Source organism: Pseudonocardia sp. (assembly GCF_025465255.1).
GTDB lineage: Bacteria > Actinomycetota > Actinomycetes > Mycobacteriales > Pseudonocardiaceae > Pseudonocardia.
This window is the reverse complement of record NZ_JAODNI010000054.1, coordinates 1-22,818: the sequence shown is the minus strand read 5'-3', so window position 1 is coordinate 22,818 and position 22,818 is coordinate 1. Positions and strand designations below refer to the sequence as shown.

Genomic DNA, 22,818 nt, shown 5'->3' with positions numbered 1-22,818 from the left:
GGGGTCGGCGACGTCGAAGTCGTAGAGCGGCGGGACGAAGTAATGGTCCAGCAGCACGGCGGCCGCGACCGCGGCGGCCAGCGCCGGGGCCAGCCCACCGACCCGCGCCACGACCACCACGGCGATGAGGTAGAGCAGCATCTGGCTGGGCAGATTCAGGACGTCGCGAAGCAGGGTCAAACACACTGTCAGCAGGGGAAGAACAACCAGCCCGGCCAGCGCCCCGGCCAGCCGACGCCGCGGGGAGAGCCTCGCGCCCAGAACAGGCAGGCGGCCCTTCAGCACCGTCGCCGCCGGTGCGGCAGGCCTCAACGGGGTAGCCGACCGTCTCACCGCAGTCGGTCGAGACCTCCGCCGGCCCGGCTGAGCAGCCTCTCGATCGCCTCGGCGGACACAGCCGGTTTCCCCAAGAAACCGATGGCCGGACTCGCCTCGATCAAGTCGGCGAGATCGTCCTCGGCGTGGGCGGAGATCAAGATCAGATGCCCGGGGTCGAGGCTGTGCTCGTCGACGAGCCGCCGCGCCAGCTCGAAGCCGCTCTCTCCCCCGAGATCGACGTCGACGAGCGTCACGTCGGGATGCAGCTCGGCCGCGCATCGGAGCGCCTCCGCACCCGTCGAGGCGACACCGACGATCTGGAGGCCCTCCCGCTCGAGCAGCGCGCGGGCAGCCTGGAGGAAACCCGAGTTGTCATCGACGATCAAGCAGCGCAGGGCAGCCACGATCTCAGGCTAGGAGCGGGGCGGTGGCGCGGGCATTGCAGCTAACCGCCATCTCGGCCGGCACTGCCCGCGAAACGAAAACATGGTCGCCGCCGCGCGTGGCGTCCGGGCACCTTCAGCAAAGGCCCTTCAGCGCGAGTCGAGAGGAAGGGAGCGGAGCCGGCGACCCCGCCCCCGATACAGAATCGTTCGACCGCTCCTCGGGCACCGTGCCCGTGCGAATCAACAGCGTCGACCGTGCCGACGCTGTGAACCCGGGTCCTGCCATTGCCTGTGGGCCTCCGGCGCCACGTCTGGTCGACGGACTCCCGGTCGCGCGCCGATCAGAGGTGGTGGACGTGCGCGCCCGGGTGCCGGGGCGGAGTGGCCTGGTCCATGTGTCGGGATCGCCGCAGCGCCAGCTCCGTGACGGCCATCAGCAGCGCCAGCATCATGCAACCGCAAGCGCACAGCAGCGCGTCGGATCCCGCTGACGCGTAGTCGCTGCCGGTACCGGTGAGACCCCGGTAGAAGACGGTGGCGAGGACGGCGGTGCCGATCGCCGCGCCGATCCGCTGGGCGGTCTGCAGCGCGCCGCCGGCCGCGCCGGCCATCGACACGGGCACGTCCTGCAGGGTCAGCGTCATGTTGGGTGAGGTGACCATGCCGCCGCCGAGCCCGGCCAGGAGCAACGGCCCCGCAACCGCCCACGCGGCCTCGTCCCCACCGACGTGCCGCAGCACCAGCGCGGCGACGGCCAGCCCGACGATCGCTGCGATCAGCCCGAACACGGTCAACCAGCGCCCGACCCGGGACACGAGTCGACCGGCGATCGCGGCCGAGATCGCCACCCCGATCGCGAACGGGGTCACCGCCAGGCCGGAACGCAGAGGCGAGTAACCCAGCCCGTCCTGGAAGAACAGCGCCAGCACCAGCCAGATGCCCGTGAATCCGATGAAGTAGACCAGTCCGATACCCGATCCCGCCGGGTAACCCGGGGTGTGCAACAGCCGCGGCTCCAGCAGCGGCTGCCGTCCCTTGCCGATCGTGCGGACCTCCCACCAGGCGAACGCGACGAACAGCAGCCCGGCCACGCCGAACAGCGGCCACTGTCGACCCAGCCCGCCGGTCTCGGCGCTCACCAGGGGTAGGAGGAGGCTGAGTACGCCACCACCGAGCAGCAGCGCCCCGACCAGGTCCAGATGGACACCGCGGCGGCCGCCACGGGTTGTGGACGGTACGAGCCGAGCGGCGAGCAGCAGCGCGACCAGGCCGATCGGCACGTTGACGTAGAACACCCACCGCCAGCCGTCGGGGCCGGGGAACGCGGACAGGATCAACCCGCCGATCACCGGGCCCGCCGCGGTGGCCAGCCCGACGGTCGCACCGAGGATCCCGAACGCCCTACCGCGCTCGTCGCCGCGGAACAGGTCCTGGATCAGCCCGGAGTTCTGCGGGATGAGCATGCCGCCGGCGACGCCCTGCAGCAGCCGCGCGACGATCAACAGCTCCATGTTCGGCGCCGCACCGGTCAAGGCACTCGTCACCACGAACGTGCCCAGAGCGATCAGGAACATGCGGCGCCGCCCCACGGCGTCGCCGAGGCGCCCTGCCGCCACCAGCACCAGCCCCAGGGTCAGCGCGTAGCCGGACACCACCCACTGCACCGTCGACGCCGATGCGCCCAGCCCGCGCTCGATCGAGGGCAGCGCCACGTTGACGATGCTCACGTCGAGCAGGCTCATGAAGGCGGCCACCTGGGTGACGGCGAGCGCGCGCCAGCGCTTCGGATCGGCTGTCTCCGCCGATGGGAACGTCGACATGGCCCGGCCTGCGCCCGTCGAGGGTCCGCCGTGAGCATCCGACGGCTGCCGTTGATCCGGCCTCGGCTCCGGCGGGCTCGCCGGCGGTCGGGGTTCCCTGCCGTGCTCCTGGGCCATCACACCAGCGTCCGGGTGAGGTGCTCGAGCCGGCATCACGGCTAGCGGCTCTTCTGCCGTGCCGGTGGCGGGAGGTCTAGTACTCCGGCTGACCGGTATCGGCGGATGGGCCCTGGCCGCGAGCCGCCGGCTCCGACGCGGGCTCGGAGCGCAGGGCAACTCTGCCGACCAGGACGGGCTATCGCAAGCCCGTCCCCCTCGAGGACCCCTCTCTCCCGGCCAGCGCGAAGTGTTGATTGCAGGGGGCTGCAATGACAGGTTACCGGCTCGCAGGGGCGCGACCGGGCACGTGCGTCGCCACCCTGGGCGTGGCTCCCCCCGGTTCCGGCGAGACCAGGCCGACATCCGGCGGTCCGAGGCGTCGACGCCCTCACCGGGCCGGCCACACGGAGACCGGAGACACGCCGACCGTGCAACCTGACCGAGCAAGGAGTCACATGGAGAACAGACGACTCGCGACCTCCTCACTGGGCGAGACCGGCCTCGAGATCACCCGAGTCGGGTTCGGCGCCCGCGTGATCGGCGGCAGCGGCTGCTCCCGGTCGGTTCGAGCCGCAGCCGTTCGCCTCTCCGGGCCCGGGCCGGTCAGTGGCATACGGCTGGCCCGGTGGGGTGCTCAGCACAGCGTGGGATGACGATCACTACCGGACCGGCGACCAACGCCGCTACATCCGGCTCGGACTGATCACCGCGCCCGCCACCCTTCCCGGTGCGACCGTGGCCTTGTGGGCGGTACTGAAAGCGACGGGAGGCTGATCACCGGTGTCGGTGAGCCCGCTGGCGCCCTGGCTCCGTCGTCATGGTGTGCGTTCTCGGCTAACGTCGCGTCCTGTGAGTAGGCCGCGCAGGCCGCACCGGAGGCTCGGGTGACGAGCGGACTGACCCGCCGCATGGTCGTCGCGAGCGGAATGCTCGCGCTCGTGGTCGGAGCGGCCTTCGCGGTCCTGCTGTTCTCCATCACAAACCTGCAACAGGCGGAGCAGGGCGCCCGCCAGTCCGAAGCCGTCCTCGTCGCCGCCAACCGGCTGGAGCGGCTCGTGATCGACATCGACTCCGGCCTGCGCGGATTTCTGATCACCGGACAGGACGACGTCCTGGGACCATCGCAGGCCGCCCAGAGCGCTTTTCCCGATCAGGCCGGCGCACTGGAACGTCTCGTTGCCGGCGATCCCCAGCAGGAGCGTCGGGCACGGGAGATCACGCAGACCGGAACCTCGTACATCCAGGACTACTCGGCTCCGCTCATCGAGGCGGCTCGGCGAGATCCGGCCCCCGCGAGGGCTGCGCCGGCGATGGCGGAGGACCGGCGGCGCATCGACGCCATTCGCGCCGAGTTCGACGGCTTCGTGGCGGCCGAGCAGGACCTCGCGCAGGCGCGGGCGCAGCAATCCGACGCGGCCGCCCGCCACGGCTACATCGCCGCGGGCGGTGGCCTCGTGGGATCGATCATGCTCATCGCCGTGTTCGCGACCTACCTGACAAGGGCGATCGTCCGGCCCGTCCGCAGGGCGGCGGCGATGGCCGGCCAGCTCGCCGACGGTGACCTGGGCATGCGGCTACCCGAGCACGGCGTCGGTGAGATCGGGGTTCTGGAGCGCAGCTTCAACACGATGGCGCGCTCGTTGCAGAACGGCCGCGAGGAGCTCGCCGCGTCGCGGGCACGGATCGTTGCCGCCGCCGACCAGACGAGGCGGCGCATCGAGCGTGACCTCCACGACGGCACCCAGCAGCGGCTGGTGTCACTCGTGCTGGGCCTGCGTGCCGCCGAGACGGCGGTGCCGCCCGCACTGCCGGAACTCCGGACGCGGCTGGGTCATGTCGCCAATGGCTTGGTGGAAGCGACCGAGGACCTGCGGGAGCTCGCTCACGGCATCCACCCGGCGATCCTGTCCGAGGGTGGCCTCGCCCCGGCACTCAAGGCACTCGCCCGCCGCTCGGTCGTCCCGGTAGTGCTCGACGTCGACGTCCCGGCTCGGCTCCCCGAACAGATCGAGGTCGCGGCGTACTACGTCGTCTCCGAGGCGCTCACCAACGCCACCAAACACGCCCGCGCCTCGGTTGCCCACGTCGACGCGCGGGCGGAGGAGGGTCGTCTACGCGTCTCGATCCAGGATGACGGCATCGGCGGCGCCACGCTCGGGGGCGGCTCGGGGCTCGTCGGACTCACCGACCGTGCCCAGGCCCTGGGCGGGACGATCACGGTCTCCAGCCCGCACGGGCGGGGCACCGTGCTGCTCGTCGACCTGCCCGTCGGGGACCGCTAGCAGGGAGCCCGGCATCCCGGCCAGCAGTCACGGCAGATGCCCGCTGGCCACGAGGACACGCCGCCGTCGGGGCGCCAACCTGGGACAGGAGTGGCTCGCCACGCCGCGAAGAGGCAGCAGACGAGCGCTGTCCCTGCGTGGTTTCGGAGAGGCAGAAGATGACCAAGGAGAGTATGAGCGGGCGTCCGCGACCGGATCTGGCCGCTACGCCGGTCGGCAGCTTCGCCGCCGACGACGTCGCCGTCCTGCACATCACCGCCACCGGACTGACACCAGCCTCGTTCGCCCTGGCCATCGGCAACCCGTTGGGATTGCAGAGCAGCGTGACGGAGGGGATCGTCAGCGCGCTCGGCCGCACCGTCAACGAGGACAACGGCGTCGCTCTGCCCAACGTCGTCCAGACCAGCGCAGCGATCAACCCTGGCAACTCCGGCGGTGCGCTGGTCAACCTCCAGGGCCAGATCATCGGCATCCCACCGCTGGCGGCCACCGACCCCCAGCTCGGCGGCGGTGCGGCGCCGGGCATCGGCTTCGCGATCCCCAGCAACATCGTCCGCAACATCGCCACCCAGCTCATCAACCAGGGGACGGTCACCCTCTCCAATCGTGCCTCCCTGGGCGTTCAGGGGGGAACAATCAGCAGCGGCGGCGTGCTGGTCGGCCAAGTGCAGCCGGGCGGTCCAGCTGCTCAGGCAGGGATCGGACCGGAGATGTGATCACCGCGATCAACGGGACCGCCACGACGGACCCCACCACGCTCGCTGATGTCCTGGCGGGGCTGAAGCCGAGCCAGACCGTCAGCGTGGCGGTCACCCGTCCGGACGGGACCACCGGCACAGGGCAGGTCGCCCTCGGCCAGTTCCCGGGATGATCGCGCCGGCCGCCCGACGCCTGCACACTGCGACGGGTGTCCGGGCCGTCGGTGATCGCGCCGCGCCGCCGGTCGGAGCGGTCTCACCGTGGCCCCTGTAAGCGGCGAGACCCGGAGAGCAGACGGGATGGTACGGGCGACGATGGGCGAGGACGACCGTTCAGCAGGGGGCCCCCGGGCGCACCCGCCTCAGCTGCCCCTTCGCACGGAACTGCGACGACTGGCCGAAGCAGTCGGGGCTGTGGGGGCAAGCACACTCGTCTATTACCTGGCCCCCGGTCGATGGGGCGGCGCCTTGGGCAACTGGGCCTTCGCGGCGGCCTTCGCGGGCGGACTCGTTCTCGTCGGAGGGTTCATCCTCCACCAGGTACGCCAGATCAGACATTCCCGGCTGGGCGGCAACGGATCCATCGCCGGCCTGGTGCTCGCGCTGTACGTCTCCGTGCTCTTCTTCGCCAAGGTCTACGACTCGTTGGCGGTCGGCCGGCAAGCTGTGATCGTCGGCTTGAGCACCAAGACCGACGCCCTCTACTTCTCGCTCAGCGTCGCCTCCACCACAGGCTTCGGCGACGTGCATGCGGTGAGTCAGCTGGCTCGGGGTGTCGTGATCGTGCAGATGGCCTTCAACGTCGGTTTCGTGGGTGTCGTGCTCGCCTCGGTTCGCCGGATCGTGAGCGCGTGGACCGCATCGCCCGTCGACCCCGCCCCGTCCTCGCCTGATCGCCTGGCTCACCTCGGCGGACGAAGCAGAGTCGATGCACCGGCGGAAGACACGCACGGAGCCCATTCACCACGGAGGTTTCATGAGTAGCGGTGCATTGTTCATCGCAGTCTTCCTCGCCTGCATCGTGGAGGCGGTCGAAGCGCTGACGATCGTGCTGGCTGCGGGTACCGGCCGGGACTGGCGGTCCGCGCTGATCGGCGTCGTGGCCGGTGTCGGCGTGCTGGCGGTGGCCGTGGCCGCACTCGGTCCCGCGCTGACGGCGGTGCCGCTCACCGGACTGCGTCTGGTCGTCGGCGGGCTACTGCTCATCTTCGGGCTGCAATGGCTCCGTAAGGCCATCCTCCGGGCCGGCGGGCTCAAAGCACTGCACGACGAGGCTGCGATCTTCCAGACCGCTCTCGACGACGCCCGCGCGACCCCGAGCAGGGGACGCGGCGTGGTCGCCGATTGGTACTCCTTCACCTTGTCCTTCAAGGGCGTGCTTCTCGAGGGGCTCGAGGTCGCCTTCATCGCACTGACCTTCGGCGCCAACCAACACGACATCCCGCTGGCCGCACTGGCCGCCGGGGCCGCGGTGCTCGTCGTCACGGTCGCGGGAATCGCGATTCGAGCCCCACTGGCCCGCGTGCCGGAGAACAGCATGAAGTTCGTCGTCGGCGTCATGCTGACGGCGTTCGGCATGTTCTGGGGCGCCGAAGGCGCAGGCGCTCAGTGGCCGGGCGCGGATGCGGCACTGCTCGTCCTGATCCCGTCCATCGCGCTGTTCGCCCTCGGCCTGGTCGCCATCCTGCGCCGGGCCGGCAGGCCCCCGGCAACAGCCGGCTCCTCCATCACCGGTGAGGCCCACTCGTGACCGCGAAGATCACTGCCTTCCTGAAGTTCTGGTACGACTTCATCGTCGGCGACGACTGGCGCATCGCCGTCGCCGTGATCGCGGCACTGGCTCTCACCGAGGTCGTCAGCAGTACCTCTCTACCAGCCTGGTGGATCCTGCCCGCCGCGGTGGCTCTGCTCCTGCCGCTGAGCCTGCGGAGAGCGCACCGGCGCCGGCGGCCCTCCGGCCTCGGCGGGCCGGGCTCGCGTTGAGCGTCTGAACAGGCCGTCGGGGCCGTCGGCGGTGCCCGGATCGAACCAGCGATGGTGCAGCACAGCTTCGCCACCGGGGCCCATCGCCCAGGTCGAGGACCCGGCCACGGTGACGACCCGGTCGCGCTGCGCGATCGGCCTGTCGGGAGCGGCATCTCCGCGAACCCGACGATGTCGCACCTATCCGGGCTCCGCCGATGACGGCTGAACCCGGACCCTCTATCGATGGCCGGAAACGGTCCGTCGCGTCCGCGGCCAGTGCGCTGGAGAGCGCGGCGCCGCGGCGTTCTTCCAACCGGTCGACCGACGGTGGGCCCGGGCGATTCGGGGTTGGTCGCTGGAACCTCCGGTCACAGGCGCACCGCATGATCGCCGGTGACAGCCGAGACGGTGATGGCCGAGGCGACGTCGTCCTGGCCATGGCCCGACGCGACGGCCTGATGCCAACGGCTCAGGAGGGCATCGGTGAGTGGAAGCTCCAGCCCTTGACCGTGCGCGGCGTCGGCGGGGCCGTCGGCGAGGGCGCCACGAGTGCTCCGTCGACGGCCAGTGCTGCGGCCTTGGCCGGGGTGCGGTTCCAAGCCCGCACCTCCATCCCGGAGTGCAGCAGGTTCCGGACGATCGGGGCCCCATGGTGCCCGTGCCCAGCACAGCGACTTCTCGTCTGGCGACGGCGTGCGCCTACGCGGTCATCACACACTCTCCGGCGACGGTCCGGCGACCTGGACGGCGGCGGCCATGATGGCGTCGATCCCGGCGAGGTCGGCGGCGGTCAAGGAGAGGTCCGCGGCGGCCAGGCTCTCCTCGACATGCTGGGAACGCCGGGCACCGACGATGGCGACGTGCACGGCCCGGTTCGCCAACGTCCACGCGACGGCCAGCTGGCTCACGGTCATGCCACGGTTGGCGGCGAACTTCTCCAGCTCGCGCACGACGGCCAGGTTGCGCAGGTAGCCCTTGCCGGTGAACACCGGACTGGTGGCGCGCCAGTCGTCGCGGGAGAACGTGGTGGCCTCGGTCATCGTGCCGGTGAGCAGGCCGTGGGCCAACGGCCCGTAGACCAGGACGCCGATGTCGTGCTCCCGGGTGTAGGGCAACACGTCGTTCTCGATCTCGGGGCGGAAGAGGTGGTAGGGCGGCTGGAGCGTCTCGACCGGCAGGGTCGCGGTGAACTCGGCCATCTGAGCGACGTCGTAGTTGGACACCCCCACATGGCCGATCTTGCCCTCGGCGACGAGCCCTCGAAGGGCGTCCGCCGTCACGGCGGCCGGGACCGTCGGGTCGGGCCAGTGCACCTGGTAGAGGTCGATCTGCTCGACGCCCAATGCCCTCAGGCTGGCGTCCACGCCTTCGCGGAGCCATCGGGGGCTGGCGTCGCGGACGAGGCCGGTGTCGGTCATCCGCAACCCGCCCTTGGTGGCGATCACGAGCTGATCCCGATCACGGGTGAGCTCGCCACGGAGCGCCTTGCCGAGCAGCCGCTCTGACACGCCGAACCCGTAGCCCTGCGCGGTGTCGAAGAAGTTGACGCCCAGCTCGCGGGCCCGGCGGATCGCGCTGAGGGCCACGGCCTCGTCGAACCGGCCCCACTCTCCGCCCAACTGCCACGTACCGAACGCGATGCGCGAAACCTGCAGCCCGCTTCGGCCCAAAGTGATGGTCTTCATGCTTCTCAATTCCTGCCCGAAGATTCCAGAGTGGTGTCGAAGGCGTGCCGATCAGCTCGACGACGAGCCCCGACCTGTCCGTCGAACGATGCGGCTTCGGGGCCGCCGGTGGGCTGACGACATCCATGACCACAAGAGTTGCCTCACGACGGCCCGATGTCGTCGGTGACAGCGCCCGTCTGTGCTGGCGGCGAGCCGGGCCTCGGGCGTGCCCGCTAGCTGCAAAAGCCTTGATCAGCTGCCGAAGACGGCGCTTGATCCAGTCCCCGAACAGGACGCGGGTCCGGTCCGGCCGGGCGGAGGCTCAGACGGATCGGCCGTGCCGGTCCGGCCGGGCGGAGGCTGAGGAGGAGCCGAGCAGCCAGCCGATGGGGTCGGCGAGCCGATCCGCCTCGGCCGGCCCCCACGAACCCTTCGGATAGATCACCGGCTCCGGCCTGTCGGCGAGCAGCGGGCCGGCCACCTGCCAGACGTGTTCCAAGCCGTCCGGACGGGTGAACAACGAGCGGTCACCGAGCAGTACGTCGTGGATCAGCCGGGCATAGGGCGGCAGCGGATGCCCTCCGAGCACCGTCCTCAGCGGCAGCGCGGTGTGCGCCGTGCTGAGGGTCAGGGCAGGTCCGGGCACCTTGACGACGAGCGAGAGGTCCAGTTCGCCCTCACCGGCGAGGTCGAACGTCAGGACGTTGCCCAGTGCCGGCAGCTCGTGCACAGCAGTGTCGGGCTGACGGAACACCAGGCTCACCTGCTGGCGCGACGCCGCCAGCTGCTTACCGGTACGCAGCAGGAACGGGACCCCGTGCCAGCGCTCGGTGTCGACCCACAACCGGGCCGCGACGAACGTCTCGGTGCGGGAGTCGTCGGGGACACCGTCGATGTCGCGGTAGCCCTCGAACTGGCCGAGCACCACGTCGTCGGGCTCCAGTGGGCGAAACGCACCGATCACCGCCTCTCGGGCTGCCGCCAGGTCGTCGGCGCCGAAGCTGGCCGGCGGTTCCATGGCAACCTCGGCGGCCACCTGGAACAAGTGGGTGACGAGCATGTCGAGGACCGCCCCGGTGCTGTCGTAGAAGGCGGCACGGTCCGCCACGTCCAGCACCTCGGGCACGTCGACCTGCACCGCAGCCACGCGGGAGCGGTCCCATACCCCGCTGAACAGACCGTTGCAGAACCGCACGGCGTAGAGGTCCTGGGCCGCCTCCTTGCCCAGGAAGTGGTCGATCCGGAACACCTGGGACTCGTCGAGAACCTGATGGACCGCCCGGTCGAGTGCACGGAAGGAGCCCATGGATGTGCCGAACGGCTTCTCGAAGACCACCCGGGACCGCGCGGCGAGCCCGTGCCGCCCGAGTCCCCGGGTGAGGGTCTCGAACGCCGGGGGCGGCACGGCGAAGTAGTGCACCCGCTGGGGGCGTCCGCCCAGCTCGCATTCCGCGTCGCTGAAGACTTCGAGAAGGCTCCCCGGGTCGTCCGTCGAGAAGCCGCCGCCGGCGAAGCGCAGCCGGGAGCAGAACTCCTCCCACGGGCCCTCCTGGGGCTGCGGGCCGAACTCGGTCAACGCGTCGTGCACGCGGGCCCGGAAGTCCTCGTGGCTCACGTCGCCACGGCCGTTGCCGATCAGCCGCCAGTCGTGAGGCAGCAGCCCCGCCTGCGCCAGGCGGAACAAGGCCGGCAGCACCATCCGGCGGGCGAGATCTCCGGTAGCGCCGTAGAGCACGAAGACGGTGGGGTCGGACACTCGGTCGAGCTCGGACACTGCACAGCCTCCCTGAGGAACATGGCGACGGGCCTGATCAACGCGGCACGCTGACGCAGGCTGGGTGAGAGCGCGGCTGCCGCCATGATCAGAAGTTCTTCCTGCTCCACGCCGTGACCGCGTCAGGCCACGAGGCGGGGCAGCGTCTTGCTGCCGGCGTGGCTGAGGCTGGCACGGCAGGCTGCCAACAGTCGGGTGGTCGCGGCACTACCGCCCTGGCTGCAGCGCGGACAGCGCATGGCCACCGTTCGCGCGAGTTCGTCCACGGCGACGGTCAGCTCCGCTGCGCAGTCGCGACACCAGCGATGCCGCGTGACCTGGTTGACGTGCACCGGTGAGGAGACGCAGTGGTGGATCCACCGGCCGTGGACGTGGCAGGTGAGCCGGTCGTCGGGATCGAGTCGGCCGGCATCCTCCGCCCGGTCCTCCGCGGCCAACCATTGCGCCAAGGCATGGCCTGTCAGGCTCCGCACCTGACCCCGAGGTTCCCGCTGGTTCATGCCGCCCTCCCGACCATCATCGGCCGACGGCCCCCCACGGACGAGGAGCGTGATCGGTCCTGCTTCACGTAATGAGCATCGCCTGTGATGCCCGACGTGCGCATCACCGCCAGCGGCTGTCATGCCCAGGTGGTGGCTGGAGTCCTCGGACTCAGGCTGGCAGGTATCGCGCGGGGCCGGGCCTCGGCCTTGCTCAGCTCCTCGTCGCCGGGTGGTCGGTCGCGGCGACCGGCGAGCGCCGGCCGGGGATCCGGCCGAGGATCTCGTCCACCTCGGCCCCGCTGATGGTCTCGCGTTCCAACAGCAGCGCGGTGAGTTGGTCCAGCTCGTGGCGGTGGTCGGTGAGCGTGGCGGCGGCGCGCTGCTCGGCGTCGCGCAGCAGTATGGCCACCTCCTCGTCGATCACCCGCTGGGTCGCCTCGGCATACGGACGGCTCTTGATCTCCTCACCACCCAGGTACGTCGGGCTGCTCGAGCCGAACCCGACGGGGCCGAGTGTCGCGCTCATCCCGAACTCGCGCACCATGCGGGTGGCCAGGTCGGTCGCGCCGGCCAGATCGTTTGCGGCGCCGGTGGAGGTCTCACCGAGGACGATCAGCTCGGCGACCCGCCCGCCCATGCGGATGGCCAGCGAGTCCTTGAGGTAGCCGGCGGACAGCAGATGGCGCTCGTCGATCGGAAGCTGCTGGGTCACCCCGAGGGCCTGACCGGCGGGCAGGATGGTCACCTTGGCGACCGGGTCCCCGTGCTCCGACAGTGCCGCTACCAGCGCGTGGCCTCCTTCGTGCACGGCCACGGCGCGTTTCTCGTCCGGCAGCAGCGCGTTGGAGCTGTCGCGGTGCCCCAGCAGGAGGCGGTCTCTCGCCTCGGCGAAGTCCACCGCCTCGATCACCTGGCGCCCGGCGCGCACCGCGAAGATCGCGGCCTCGTTGACCAGGTTGGCCAGGTCGGCGCCGGAGAACCCCGGCGTACCGCGGGCCACCACGCCGAGGTCCACATCCGGGCCCAATGGCTTACCCCCGCTGTGGACCGCAAGGATCGCCCTGCGTTCCCGCTGGGCGGGCAGCGGGATCACCACCTGCCGGTCGAAGCGGCCCGGGCGCAGCAGCGCCGGGTCCAGCACCTCGGGCCGGTTGGTGGCGGCGATCACCACCACCCCGGTGGCCGGGTCGAACCCGTCCATCTCGGCCAGCATCTGGTTGAGGGTCTGGTCGCGCTCGTCGTTGGAGAGCAGCTGCCCGCCGCGGCGCTGCCCGATCGCGTCGATCTCGTCGATGAACACGATCGACGGCGCCCGCCGCCGGGCGTCGGCGAACAGGTCGCGGACCCGCGCGGCGCCGACTCCGACGAACATCTCCACGAAGCTGGAGCCGGTCACCGAGATGAACGGCACACCCGCCTCCCCGGCGACCGCCCGGGCAAGCAGCGTCTTGCCGGTCCCCGGCGGCCCGACCATCAGCACCCCCTTGGGGCCGACCGCACCCGCCTGCCGGTAGCGGTCCGGCTGCTTGAGGAAGTCGACCACCTCGGTGACCTCCAGCTTGGCGCCCTCGTAGCCGGCCACATCCGCGAACGTCGTACTGGGCCGCTCGGTGTCGAACACCTTGCCGCGGGAACGGCCGATCCCCCCGAGACCCGAGAGCTGCCGCCGGGACGCACGGCCCACCCACAAGAACAGCCCCACGACAATTGCCAGGGGCAGCAGGTTCAGCAGCACCGACGAGATCGAGGTCTTCGCCGGCTGGGTGGTGACCTGGACGTTGTGCTGGTCCAGCAGCTGGGCGAACTGGGGATCCTGAAGGCCCAGCGGGTAGCTGGAGGTGAAGCCGGTGCCGTTGGTGAGCGTGCCCGAGATGCTCCCGTCCGGGCCGATCGCGACCGAGGTGACCTGTCCGGCGGCGATGTCACTCTTGACCTGCGAGTAGCCGAGCTGTTCGACGTTGCCGGCGGTCGGGCTCGGAAGCAGGAACAGTGCCACGGTGAGCACCACGCCGATGATCAGCAACCAGCTCCGCCACCTGGGCGGGGGCGCCGGTGCCGGACTCGGTGACCGGTCGGGCGGTGGGCCGGACCTGGCTTCCCGGGTTTGGTGCACGGTGCTCCACCAGCCTGCTGCCCTGCTGATCAACGGTTTTCCTCCCTGCTGTTGACGACCACTGCGTTCACCGGCGAGATGGCGGTGGCCCGGTGCCAGCGGCTGCGGAGGACCAGCAGGCCGACGATCCCGTCCAGCACCAGAAGCGCCCAGCTCAGGGCCGTGAACAGATGCACCTGGCCCCCGGTCACCTGCGGGACGTCGTCCAGCCGGATCAGCAGCCACTGCCTGGGCGTGCCGGTGAGCAGCAGCGTCAGCCACACCGCGATCCCGCTCGAGGCGTCCCACAGGGCGTGCAGCAGCACCACCACCGCGTACCAACCCAGGACCGCGCCGGTCAGCCGCAGCCGACCGCGGCGTGCGGCGACCGCGAACAGCGCCCCGCCCAGGATCGCCGTCCACAGCCCGTGCCCGACCGGCGTCAGGATGCCGCGCAGCACCTCGGTCTCGACCAGGTTCAGCAGCGAGGGGCCCGAAGAGGTGAACAGTGCGTTGAAGGCGTAGCCGGCGCTCTCGAACGCGGCGAACCCGAAACCGACGGCGGCGCCCAGCACCATCCCGTCACGCATGCTGTAGCGGGGCAGGCGCCGGGCGAGCAACCAGAGCGCAGCCAACTTGACGCCCTCCTCGATCAGCCCCACGCCGACGTAGCCCAGCCCGGACGGTTGCCGGAGCAACGCGGATTCGAGGAAGGAGGCGCCCAGCACGCCCAGGACGCCGCCATAGACGAACGCTGTGAAGATGCGCTGGGCTGTGACGACCTGATCGGCACGTTCGAAGGCATAGACGACGAAGGTGACCGGGATCAGGAAGCTGCCGAGCAGGATGAGGGTGGGGATCAGGTTGGGGTTGCCGGTCGCGAAGGTGGCCAACACCGACGCCACCCACAGCGCCAGGCCGGTGACGAAGATCCGGGCCCAGCTCGGCCCCGTCCGCCATCGGGGGGTGATGCCGGTGATGGTGGGGGCCTTGGGGCTCGGGTCTTCTGCCGCTTGCGTCATATCGCCCTCCTCAGCAGCCCGACGCCGCTTCCTACGACGGGGCGATCTCTCATGAGCAAGGCTGGTCCAAGGGCCGGCGCATGTCGTCACGGTCGACGGCCATCTTCGCTACCGGCTGGCAGGAACCCCGGGCTGCCTGCCGCGGGAGCAGATGCGTCGAGCTGTCGGGTGCGAGCGAGAGAGGGCGAACCCGCCACCGAGGTCCGGTTGGGCCTCGGGCCCGCATCGCGACTCGGCGGGCTCGCTGAGAGAGCCCGCCGAGGTCGTACTGCTGACATGGCTCACGTCACGGCGTGGCTCGGGTCTTCCCGGTTCTGTCGGTGGGCGACGTCGCGCTCACGTGGGGTGCAGGTGAGCGGGCCGTAGGCCCCACCGCCGGGCTGGCGGTACGAAGATCTACACCTCGTGCCGGTACAAACCCACACCCGACCTTGGGGAGCTCTCCCCGGGGAAGGCCCGATACCGCGGGCGTCCAGAGCGGACATGCCGAACTCATCGTGAAACCAGTTCTCGGGCCTCAACACGTATCGGGGCCGGGCTCGGCTCACGCTTCGGCCGAGCAGCGGCCGCAGAGGATCGTGACCACGGGACCGGCCCTGGAGACGCTGACGTTGCCGCCGTAGCGTTCGCAGGTGCTGCGGGCCCTCTCCTCGTAGTGGCGGGCGAGGGCTCGGGCTGAAGCGCGCGGGCCGGGGGCCGTCCGCACCTCCAGCTGCAGCAGGCCGCTCGGGCAGAGCGTGGTCTCGACGCGGGCGCCCGGGTCGAGATCGCGGAGCTGCCGCTGGAGCGTGGCCGCGAGACCGAGCCATGCGTCGCCGATGCCGTGGTGCGGGTCGGCGTCCACGTCCTCACCGGCGGATCGGGGCCCGCCGCCCCGGGTACGGCCGGGAACCAGCATGGCGAGCGCGATCGCGGCCACCACGGCGACCGCGATGCTGAAGGCGATCCCGGCGGGTCGCAGCCCCACGAGACTGGCGGCGATGCCTTCGCCGATCACGGGCAGCGAGATGCCGGTGTAGAGGACCATGAAGAAGCTGGACGCGACGCCGGCTCGACGCTCGGCGGGGGCCCGGCTGTTCACGGCCTCGAGACCCGCGCGGAGGGTGAGCCCCTGCCCGACCCCGGCGATGACCGCCGAGGCGACCACGAGCGGCAGCGACGTCGCGGCCAGACCTGCGGCCAGCAGCCCCATCCCGATGATCAACGCCCCACAGCCGGCCGCCAGTGCCCAGCGTCCGAGCCGCCGGGCGAGGGCGATCTGCCCGAGGGCCGAGGCGGCGAACAACGTGAACACCACCGACCCCGAGAGGGCATGGCTGCTCTCGTGGAGGACGCCGAGCAGGAAGGACGGAACCACCGCGGTGAACACGCCCAGCACGACGAACCCCGCGAACCCCGCGGTCGCCGCGCGGACGAACAGGGGCCGGACCTGCGGTGGAAGGTCGGGGCGGCTGATCCGCAGGCGGGGATGCGCGGGAACCTCCACCGTCTCCGGCATCGCCCACACCGCGAGGACCGCCAGCAGTATCAGTCCCAGATCCACCAGGAAGGGCAGGTGCAGCGGCAGGGGCGCGAACTGGGCCAGCAACCCGGCCACCAGCGGCCCCAGGCCGAGCCCGGCCATGTTGGAGGCAGCGGCCACCAGGGTGGCGCGCTGGCCTCGGCCCTCGCCGGCGAGGTCGACCAGCGTGGCCGTCGCCGTGCCGGTGAACGTCCCCGCTGCCAGGCCCGAGAGCACCCGGCCGACGAACAGCAGCGGCAGCCCCTGCGCGAGCAGGAACACCACCGCCGACAGCGCCGCGCACACCAGTCCGGCGAGCAGCACCCGCCGTCGCCCGAGCTGGTCCGAGCTGCGGCCGAACAGCAGCAGCGCCGCCAGCACCCCCGCGGCGTAGACCGCGAAGACGACGGTGATCATCAGTGGTGCGAAGCCCAGCTTCTGCTGGTAGAGCACATACAGCGGCGTGGGTAGCGTGGTTCCCAGCATCGTCACCGTGAACGCCGCCGCCAACAGCCAGAACGCCACCAGCCTCGGAGCGACCGGATGCCGACGCGCGGCGGAGGCGATCGACCGGGTGCCGTCGGGACTCATCGGCGACGTCGATCGGACCGCACCACGGGCTGGTCCGAGACCCGCCGAGCAGGCTCGAGAACGCGAGCAGAGCCACGAAGCGAGTAGGCACGGGGATCCGAACTCACCGCATTCACCTCCACGGGATAGGGATCATGAGGCTGCACTGGCCGAAGGACGTCCGAAGGGCTTTCGGCCGGGTCGTCACCAGCCTGACAACGGCAGCGCCGCGCGTCGTCCAGGCCAACCGGAAAACCGGGATACCGACCAACCGGTAGGGCCGCCGGCATTCCGCTGCGGGAGTAGCCTGGCGCCGTGGCCGCTTGGGAGCGTGGCTATCGGCTCCCGCTCGGCGCGGAGATCGTCCTGGCGTTCGCCACCGGCGCCGGAACCTTCGCCCTGGCAGCCGTGGCTCTCAAGGACGTCGGCCCAGGGGTCGTCGTCGCGTTCCTGGGCGTCGTCTACATCCTCGCCGTGATCGCGATCGCCCGGTTCGCGAGCATCGCGTACGCGGTCCCGATGGGGATGGCGGGCTTGCTCGCCTACGACTGGTTCTACCTCCCCCCGACGCACCCTCTGGCGTTCCCGGATTTCGACAACCTGGTCGACCTCGTCGTCTACCTGGGCGTAGCGGTCCTCTTGGGCGAGCTGGCGGCGCACGCAACGCGCCGCGCCGAGGCCGCGGAGCGTGCACGCGGAGAGATCGCTGACGCGCAGGCGGCACTTCGCCGGGTGGCGACCCTCGTCGCCCGGGGCGCACCCGCGCCCGAGCTGTTCGCCGCGGTGGCAGCGGAGGCCGGCATCCTGCTCGACGTGCACGGCATCCGCATCGCCCGCTACGAGGACGAGACGCAGCTCGTGCACGTGGCCGAATGGAGCAAGCCCGGATACGACCCGCCCGCCTACGATCGCGCCGAGCTCGAGGGGCCGAGCGTGTCTGCCGAAGTGCTCCGCACGGGGTGCGCCGCCCGCATCGACGACTACGAGGACATCGCGGTGAGAGCGGCGTTCGCTCGTGGCGAAGATCTGAAGTCGGTGGTAGGCGCTCCGGTCGTCGTCGAAGGCCGTCGATGGGGCGTGATGGTCGCGTGGTCAGGGAGCGGCCCGCTCCCGAGCGACATGGAAGTTCGGTTGACCGAGTTCGCCGAGCTCGTCGCCACGGCGATCTCGAACAGCGATGCGCGGACGGGAATGGCCCGGCTCGCGGATGAGCAGGCCGCTCTGCGGCGGGTGGCGACGCTGGTGGCGAAGGCGGTGCCGACCGCCGAGGTCTTCGAGGCCGTCACCCGGGAGGTCGGGCTTCAGTGCGACGCCGACCTCGCTCGCATGGAGCGCTTCGAGCCCGATCGCACGGTCACCGCCATCGCCGCCTGGAGCCGGGTCGATGAGGCCCAGCTGGCTGTCGGCAGACGCTTCGCGCTCCAGGGGGAAAGCATCGCCGCCCGGGTGCTCGCAACCGGCCGGCCGGCCCGTGTGGACACCTTCGTGGGCGCGTCGGGGCCGATCGCACGCGAGGCTCAGGCGCTGGGCATCCGGGCCTCGATCGGCTGTCCGATCGTCGTCGGCCGGCGGACGTGGGGCTCGATCGCGGCGTCCACGAGGCGCGAGGCGCCGTTCCCCCCGAACACGGAGTCGCGCATCGCGGACTTCACCGAGCTCGTCGCCACAGCGGTCTCGAACGCCGAGGCACGGGCCGATCTCCTCGCCTCGCGGGCCCGCCTGCTCACGGCCGGCGACGACGCTCGCCGCCGCGTCGTGCGGGACCTGCACGACGGCGTGCAGCAGAGCCTCGTCCAGGTGATCATCACGCTCAAGGTCGTCGAGCATTCGCTCGAGGAGGGCGACAAGGCGGCCGAGGCGCTCGTCGGCGAGGCGATCGATCAGGCGGAGCGGGCCAACGCCGAGCTCCGCGAACTGGCGCACGGCATCCTTCCCGCCGTCCTGGCCCAAGGCGGCCTGGCGGCCGGGGTGAGGACACTGGTATCGCGCCTGCGCGTGCCCGTCGACGTGGACGTGCCCCACGACCGGTTCCCTCCCGAGATCGAGGCCAGCGCCTATTTCATCGTTGCCGAAGCGTTGACGAACGTCGCCAAGCACGCCGGCGCGCAGAGCGCGAACGTCACGGCACGGGTCGACGACAGCGTGCTGCGCGTGCACGTGCGCGACGACGGAGTCGGCGGCGCCCGCGCCGACGGAACCGGTCTGCTCGGGCTCAACGACCGCGTCGCGGCGCTGGGAGGACGGCTGGAGATCGAGAGCCCACCGGGCGTCGGCACCCGGATCGCCGCCACGCTCCCGCTGCTGCGCTGACGTCCGCCCTGACCCGACACGTCGGCGCACGTGCCCGTCCGACAACCCGCTGTTCGGAGCGTGCTCGCAGCAAGGCGCTCACAGATGATGCCGGCCATGACGATTGAACCGAGCCCATTTCGCCCCGCAGCAGCGGTAGCGTGCCGGCCATGGCCGCATTGCGCGTGATTCTGGCCGAGGACGACGTCCTCCTCCGCGAGGGCCTGGCCAGCCTGCTCCAGCGCTCGGGCTTCGACGTTCTGGGACAGGTCGGCAACGGCTTGGAGCTCCTCGCCCTCGCCCGCAAAGAGGCGCCCGAGCTCGTGGTGGTCGACATCCGGATGCCGCCGACCCAGACCACCGAGGGGCTGGAGGCAGCTCGGGAGATCCGCCGGGAACTCCCCGGGACCGGCATCCTGGTCCTGTCGGCCCATACCGACGTCGAGCACGCGATGGAGCTGCTGGCGGGCGGCCGAGGGATCGGCTATCTGCTCAAGAGCCGGGTCAGCGACGTGGCGGAGTTCATCGACACACTCGAACGGATCGCGAAGGGGGGTTCGGTCGTGGATCCCGCGCTGGTGCAGGAGTTGGTGACCGCCCGCCGGCGCGACGACCCGCTTGCCGCGCTCAGCGCGCGGGAGCGCGATGTGCTGGCGCTGATGGCAGAGGGACGGTCCAACGCAGGCCTCGCACGCCGGCTGTGGATCACCGAGGGAACCGTCGAGAAGCATGTCCGCAGCATTCTGTCGAAGCTGAGCCTCCCCGAGACCGACGACGACCACCGCCGTGTGCTCGCGGTGCTCACTTTCCTCGAGGCCCGCTGACCGGATCGAGAGAATCATCCGCGCCCGGTCCGAGCAGGTCGCGGATGGCGCCTGCGGAGAGATCCGACTTGGACAGGAACCCGGCCGCCGTGCTCGTCGCGGTCAGACCGGCGTAGTCCTGTTCAGCGTGGGCGGAGATCAGGATCAGGCTCGACGGAGCCACGTCACCCCTCCGACCGAGTTGTCCGACGAGCTCCAGGCCGCTCTCGTCACCGAGCTCGACGTCCACCAACGTGACGTCCGGTCGCAGCTCTGCGGCCTGCTCGAGCGCCTCGGCGCTGGTTGATGCCACACCGACCACCGTGATCCCCTGGCGCTCCAGGAGGCTTCGGGCCGCGTCCAGGAAACGCGGACTGTCGTCGACGATGAGGCAGCGCAACACCATGGCCTCAGCTTGGCAGGGTGCGCGGCCGTGCGCGTTCCCGCTACCCAGAACGCGAGCAGGGCCCGCGGCCGCGTTCGACCGGCCGCTGGACAGCGCGGTCGGCTTCGTTTCGGAGTGGATTCTCGGATTGCTCACCGGGCGTCGGGCCACCGCGGGTCTCCGGGCGGTTCAACGCCTCGCATCCCGCTGTGTGAATACCTGCCAGCGGGAGTCCGAGGGCCCGGTCGGCACCAGGTCGTCTCGGGCGCTGGCGGTGATGCGCGCCAGGGGGATCACGGCGACGCTCTCGGACGAGTCATCCCCCCGCTACTTCGAAGAACGAGGCCGAATGACGAATCTGGATTCGGATCGAGGCTCCGGGTCAGCCGATGCTCCCGACCACGGGCACGCACGCGACGAGCAGTCATTCCTGCTCCAACGCGTGCAGCCGGCGATGGCCGGCCTGATGGACGGCTCTCTGTCGACGCTCGCGCCGATCTTCGCGGTCGCACTCGCCACCCACCAGCCCCGATACGCCTTCTTCGCGGGTCTGGCGACCGCGATCGGCGCCGGCGTCAGCATGGCCTTCTCCGAGGGGCTCTCGGACACGGGGGATGTGACCGGGCGGGGCAGTCCGTACCTGCGTGGCTCGATCATCGGAGCCGGGACCTTCCTGGGTGGAATCCTGCACACGCTGCCATTCCTGATTCCGCAGTTCCGGGCGGCGCTGATCGTCGCGATCATCGTGGTCACCTTCGAGCTCTTGGCCCTGGCATGGATTCGCTGGCGCTTCTTCAACACCGGCTTCCTCCGGTCGTTCCTCTCCATCACTCTCGGGGGAGCGATCATCGCGGCGATCAGCGCGGCGCTCGGCGGCGCGGCCGGCTGATTCCAGGTGTCCGCGCTCCGGTCCGGACCGGGACGGTGTGATCGAGGCACCACGCTCGCCGCGAACGGCCCGCCGACGTGCTCGGCGGTGGTGGTCGTGGTCCCTGCCGCCGCAGTGGTGCCGGCTGCTACGCAGCTCGGGACACAACGCATCCCGCAGCTTGACTTCGATCCGCCGAGCGGAGTCCCACCGTGTGAGGACGACCGCCCACCGCCTTCGGCTGCCGACGGCGCCACAGCGGCTACCGACCTCGTCCGACCCGCCGAGGGCCTCCATCAGTCGCGCCGTGTCCGCTGCCGGCTCCCCCGGTATGGAGCATCCCATGAGCGGTCACGGCCGCGACCCCAGCCCGATCCGCCCGAGCGGATCGGGCGTTTGCGCGTCGTCGGCTGCCCGCTGTCCCTCCGGGTCGTGAGCGGCGTAGCCCTTCCGGTGCAAGGCGTGGTGTCCGTCATCGCGGGCGTCGCGATGACGTGTCGCCCACCGAGCAGCTCCGGTCGCCGGACCGGCGCATTTGCAGCTGGCAGGTACGCACGAGTTCCAGCCGACCGGGGATGTAGACGGGCGTTGGCGGCAACGACATGTGCGTGCAGGAAAGCAATTCTCACAGTCATGGATACCTACACACCTCCCGAAAGCACGAACGTCGTCGCCGCCCGAGAAACAAGTCGGAAGCTCGCGGTCGAGCTGATCGGGACGTTCTTCCTCGTCTTCACGGTCGGCGCCAGCGTGTACAGCGGCAGCGCACTCGCCCCGCTGGCCATCGGCGCGGCCCTGATGGTCATGATCTACGCGGGTGGGCACGTCTCCGGCGGCCACTACAACCCCGCCGTGACCATGGCGGTGCTGGTGCGGGGCCGGATCGGGCCCGGCGAAGCCGTCGGGTACTGGATCGCGCAGTTCGTGGCCGGCCTGCTCGCCGCGGCCATCGTCCGCGCGACCGTCACCCCGGCGGCGGCCAAGACCCTCTCCCTGTCCGGTCACGCCCTGACGGCCGCCATCGTGGTGGAGCTGCTGTTCACCTTCGCCCTGGCCTACGTCGTGCTCAACGTGGCCACCAGCAAGGACCACCCGGACAACTCCTTCTACGGGCTGGCGATCGGGTTCACCGTCCTGACAGGCGCCATCGCCGTCGGCGGGATCTCCGGGGGCGCGTTCAACCCGGCGGTCGCCCTCGGCGGCACCGCCATGGGCCTGTTCACCTGGTCCACGTTCGGGCTCTACCTGGTGGCCGAGCTCGTCGCCGGCGCCGTTGCCGGCCTCGCCTTCCGCGCCCTCAACCCCACCGACAAGTGATCCGGGCCGCGGGCCACTGATCCGACGCCCCGGCCACCCACACCCCACCAGCCACACCCGTCCGGCAGGCACCCGAGCCCCCGTCCCGGCCACACGCCCCGGATGACACATCCCGCCGGCTCTCACCAACCGGCAGCACCGCCCCGATCTCGGCCTCGACCGCGTCGAGGCCGCCAGAAATGCGCGAGGTGATCAGGTCCCGTCCGTTCACGTCGCGCTCAACCGGAACCTCGGTTCCAGCAATTCGAGGAGACACAGCAGTGACGCAATCGAAGCCCACTCCGACCACGACCGACGCCGGTATCCCGGTCGCCAGCGACGACCATTCGCTGACTGTCGGGCCCGACGGCCCCGTCGTGCTCAACGACTTCTACCTGATCGAGCAGATGGCCAACTTCAACCGGGAGCGCGTCCCGGAGCGCCAGCCGCACGCCAAGGGCGGCGGCGCGTTCGGTCATTTCGAGGTGACGGGCGACGTCA

22 protein-coding genes are annotated in these 22,818 nt (G+C 70.8%); 11 read left to right on the top strand and 11 right to left on the bottom strand.

The window, feature by feature from the left end; genetic code table 11:
- From JWP64_RS05635 to JWP64_RS05625, 3 genes are all read right to left on the bottom strand, one after another.
- Positions 1–285, bottom strand: a 285-nt coding sequence (locus JWP64_RS05635) for a DUF4118 domain-containing protein (RefSeq protein ID WP_297493129.1), incomplete at its 3' end; no start/stop codon positions are given.
- A gap of 44 nt (positions 286–329) precedes the next feature.
- On the bottom strand, positions 330–722 hold the full coding sequence (locus JWP64_RS05630; RefSeq protein WP_297493125.1) for a response regulator: 393 nt from the start codon (positions 720–722) through the stop codon (positions 330–332).
- A gap of 323 nt (positions 723–1,045) precedes the next feature.
- On the bottom strand, positions 1,046–2,524 hold the full coding sequence (locus JWP64_RS05625) for an MFS transporter (protein ID WP_297493123.1): 1,479 nt from the start codon (positions 2,522–2,524) through the stop codon (positions 1,046–1,048).
- Positions 2,525–3,507: 983 nt separating this feature from the next.
- Between JWP64_RS05625 and JWP64_RS05620 the strand changes: the two genes are divergently transcribed.
- The 6 genes from JWP64_RS05620 to JWP64_RS05595 all read left to right on the top strand — a co-directional run bounded on the left by JWP64_RS05620 (position 3,508) and on the right by JWP64_RS05595 (position 7,586).
- Positions 3,508–4,905 (top strand): CHASE3 domain-containing protein, encoded by a 1,398-nt coding sequence (locus JWP64_RS05620; RefSeq protein ID WP_297493121.1) that lies wholly within the window; start codon positions 3,508–3,510, stop codon positions 4,903–4,905.
- Positions 4,906–5,063: 158 nt separating this feature from the next.
- Positions 5,064–5,621 (top strand): trypsin-like peptidase domain-containing protein, encoded by a 558-nt coding sequence (locus JWP64_RS05615; RefSeq protein WP_297493119.1) that lies wholly within the window; start codon positions 5,064–5,066, stop codon positions 5,619–5,621.
- Positions 5,618–5,776, top strand: coding sequence for a hypothetical protein (locus tag JWP64_RS05610; protein WP_297493116.1), 159 nt, complete (start codon positions 5,618–5,620; stop codon positions 5,774–5,776). Before JWP64_RS05615 ends, JWP64_RS05610 begins: the two co-directional genes overlap by 4 nt.
- A gap of 295 nt (positions 5,777–6,071) precedes the next feature.
- Complete coding sequence (locus JWP64_RS05605) at positions 6,072–6,587, top strand: potassium channel family protein (protein ID WP_297493113.1); 516 nt, start codon at positions 6,072–6,074, stop codon at positions 6,585–6,587.
- Positions 6,580–7,353, top strand: a complete 774-nt coding sequence (locus JWP64_RS05600) for a hypothetical protein (RefSeq protein WP_297493111.1) — start codon at positions 6,580–6,582, stop codon at positions 7,351–7,353. The genes JWP64_RS05605 and JWP64_RS05600 overlap by 8 nt, the downstream gene beginning before the upstream one ends.
- Positions 7,350–7,586, top strand: coding sequence for a hypothetical protein (locus tag JWP64_RS05595; protein ID WP_297493108.1), 237 nt, complete (start codon positions 7,350–7,352; stop codon positions 7,584–7,586). The genes JWP64_RS05600 and JWP64_RS05595 overlap by 4 nt, the downstream gene beginning before the upstream one ends.
- 451 nt (positions 7,587–8,037) lie before the next feature.
- On the opposite strand, the gene JWP64_RS05590 is transcribed toward JWP64_RS05595, so the two are convergent.
- From JWP64_RS05590 to JWP64_RS05560, 7 genes are all read right to left on the bottom strand, one after another.
- A complete protein-coding gene (locus tag JWP64_RS05590) occupies positions 8,038–8,175 on the bottom strand; it encodes a hypothetical protein (RefSeq protein ID WP_297493106.1) in 138 nt (45 codons plus the stop codon).
- Positions 8,176–8,278: 103 nt separating this feature from the next.
- A complete protein-coding gene (locus tag JWP64_RS05585) occupies positions 8,279–9,253 on the bottom strand; it encodes an aldo/keto reductase (protein WP_297493104.1) in 975 nt (324 codons plus the stop codon).
- A gap of 304 nt (positions 9,254–9,557) precedes the next feature.
- Entirely contained in the window at positions 9,558–11,009 is a 1,452-nt protein-coding gene (locus tag JWP64_RS05580; protein ID WP_297493101.1) for a glucose-6-phosphate dehydrogenase (NADP(+)), read from the bottom strand.
- 122 nt (positions 11,010–11,131) lie between these two features.
- Positions 11,132–11,509, bottom strand: a complete 378-nt coding sequence (locus tag JWP64_RS05575; protein ID WP_297493098.1) for a hypothetical protein — start codon at positions 11,507–11,509, stop codon at positions 11,132–11,134.
- A gap of 193 nt (positions 11,510–11,702) precedes the next feature.
- Positions 11,703–13,514: an ATP-dependent zinc metalloprotease FtsH gene (gene ftsH / locus JWP64_RS05570; RefSeq protein WP_297493095.1), complete on the bottom strand. Its 1,812-nt coding sequence runs from the start codon at positions 13,512–13,514 to the stop codon at positions 11,703–11,705.
- 119 nt (positions 13,515–13,633) lie between these two features.
- Positions 13,634–14,605 (bottom strand): PrsW family intramembrane metalloprotease, encoded by a 972-nt coding sequence (locus JWP64_RS05565; protein ID WP_297493090.1) that lies wholly within the window; start codon positions 14,603–14,605, stop codon positions 13,634–13,636.
- A gap of 544 nt (positions 14,606–15,149) precedes the next feature.
- Positions 15,150–16,697, bottom strand: a complete 1,548-nt coding sequence (locus tag JWP64_RS05560) for an MFS transporter (RefSeq protein ID WP_297493088.1) — start codon at positions 16,695–16,697, stop codon at positions 15,150–15,152.
- Between the two features lie 294 nt (positions 16,698–16,991).
- Between JWP64_RS05560 and JWP64_RS05555 the strand changes: the two genes are divergently transcribed.
- Together JWP64_RS05555 and JWP64_RS05550 are read left to right on the top strand one after the other, a co-directional pair.
- The gene (locus JWP64_RS05555) at positions 16,992–18,986 is read left to right on the top strand and encodes a GAF domain-containing protein (RefSeq protein WP_297493085.1); all 1,995 of its coding nucleotides are present in this window, start codon (positions 16,992–16,994) and stop codon (positions 18,984–18,986) included.
- A gap of 158 nt (positions 18,987–19,144) precedes the next feature.
- Positions 19,145–19,789, top strand: a complete 645-nt coding sequence (locus tag JWP64_RS05550) for a response regulator transcription factor (protein WP_297493127.1) — start codon at positions 19,145–19,147, stop codon at positions 19,787–19,789.
- Here the strand turns inward: JWP64_RS05550 and JWP64_RS05545 are convergent.
- Complete coding sequence (locus tag JWP64_RS05545; RefSeq protein WP_297493083.1) at positions 19,767–20,324, bottom strand: response regulator transcription factor; 558 nt, start codon at positions 20,322–20,324, stop codon at positions 19,767–19,769. The two genes, JWP64_RS05550 and JWP64_RS05545, sit on opposite strands and share 23 nt — an antisense overlap.
- 178 nt (positions 20,325–20,502) lie before the next feature.
- On the opposite strand from JWP64_RS05545, the gene JWP64_RS05540 reads away from it, so the two are divergent.
- The 3 genes from JWP64_RS05540 to JWP64_RS05530 all read left to right on the top strand — a co-directional run.
- A complete protein-coding gene (locus JWP64_RS05540; protein WP_297493080.1) occupies positions 20,503–21,042 on the top strand; it encodes a hypothetical protein in 540 nt (179 codons plus the stop codon).
- A 612-nt stretch (positions 21,043–21,654) separates the two neighbouring features.
- Positions 21,655–22,338, top strand: coding sequence for an aquaporin (locus tag JWP64_RS05535; RefSeq protein ID WP_297493077.1), 684 nt, complete (start codon positions 21,655–21,657; stop codon positions 22,336–22,338).
- Between the two features lie 260 nt (positions 22,339–22,598).
- Positions 22,599–22,818, top strand: a 220-nt coding sequence (locus JWP64_RS05530; protein ID WP_297493074.1) for a catalase, incomplete at its 3' end; no start/stop codon positions are given.

What these genes read in the sequence shown, in the direction of transcription:
- JWP64_RS05625 (WP_297493123.1), bottom strand. Translation starts at nt 2,524, where the DNA reads ATGTCGACGTTCCCATCGGCGGAGACAGCCGATCCGAAGCGCTGGCGC.
- JWP64_RS05615 (WP_297493119.1), top strand. Translation starts at nt 5,064, where the DNA reads ATGACCAAGGAGAGTATGAGCGGGCGTCCGCGACCGGATCTGGCCGCT.
- JWP64_RS05600 (WP_297493111.1), top strand. Translation starts at nt 6,580, where the DNA reads ATGAGTAGCGGTGCATTGTTCATCGCAGTCTTCCTCGCCTGCATCGTG.
- JWP64_RS05585 (WP_297493104.1), bottom strand. Translation starts at nt 9,253, where the DNA reads ATGAAGACCATCACTTTGGGCCGAAGCGGGCTGCAGGTTTCGCGCATC.
- JWP64_RS05575 (WP_297493098.1), bottom strand. Translation starts at nt 11,509, where the DNA reads ATGAACCAGCGGGAACCTCGGGGTCAGGTGCGGAGCCTGACAGGCCAT.
- JWP64_RS05565 (WP_297493090.1), bottom strand. Translation starts at nt 14,605, where the DNA reads ATGACGCAAGCGGCAGAAGACCCGAGCCCCAAGGCCCCCACCATCACC.
- JWP64_RS05560 (WP_297493088.1), bottom strand. Translation starts at nt 16,697, where the DNA reads ATGAGTCCCGACGGCACCCGGTCGATCGCCTCCGCCGCGCGTCGGCAT.
- JWP64_RS05540 (WP_297493080.1), top strand. Translation starts at nt 20,503, where the DNA reads ATGACGAATCTGGATTCGGATCGAGGCTCCGGGTCAGCCGATGCTCCC.
- JWP64_RS05535 (WP_297493077.1), top strand. Translation starts at nt 21,655, where the DNA reads ATGGATACCTACACACCTCCCGAAAGCACGAACGTCGTCGCCGCCCGA.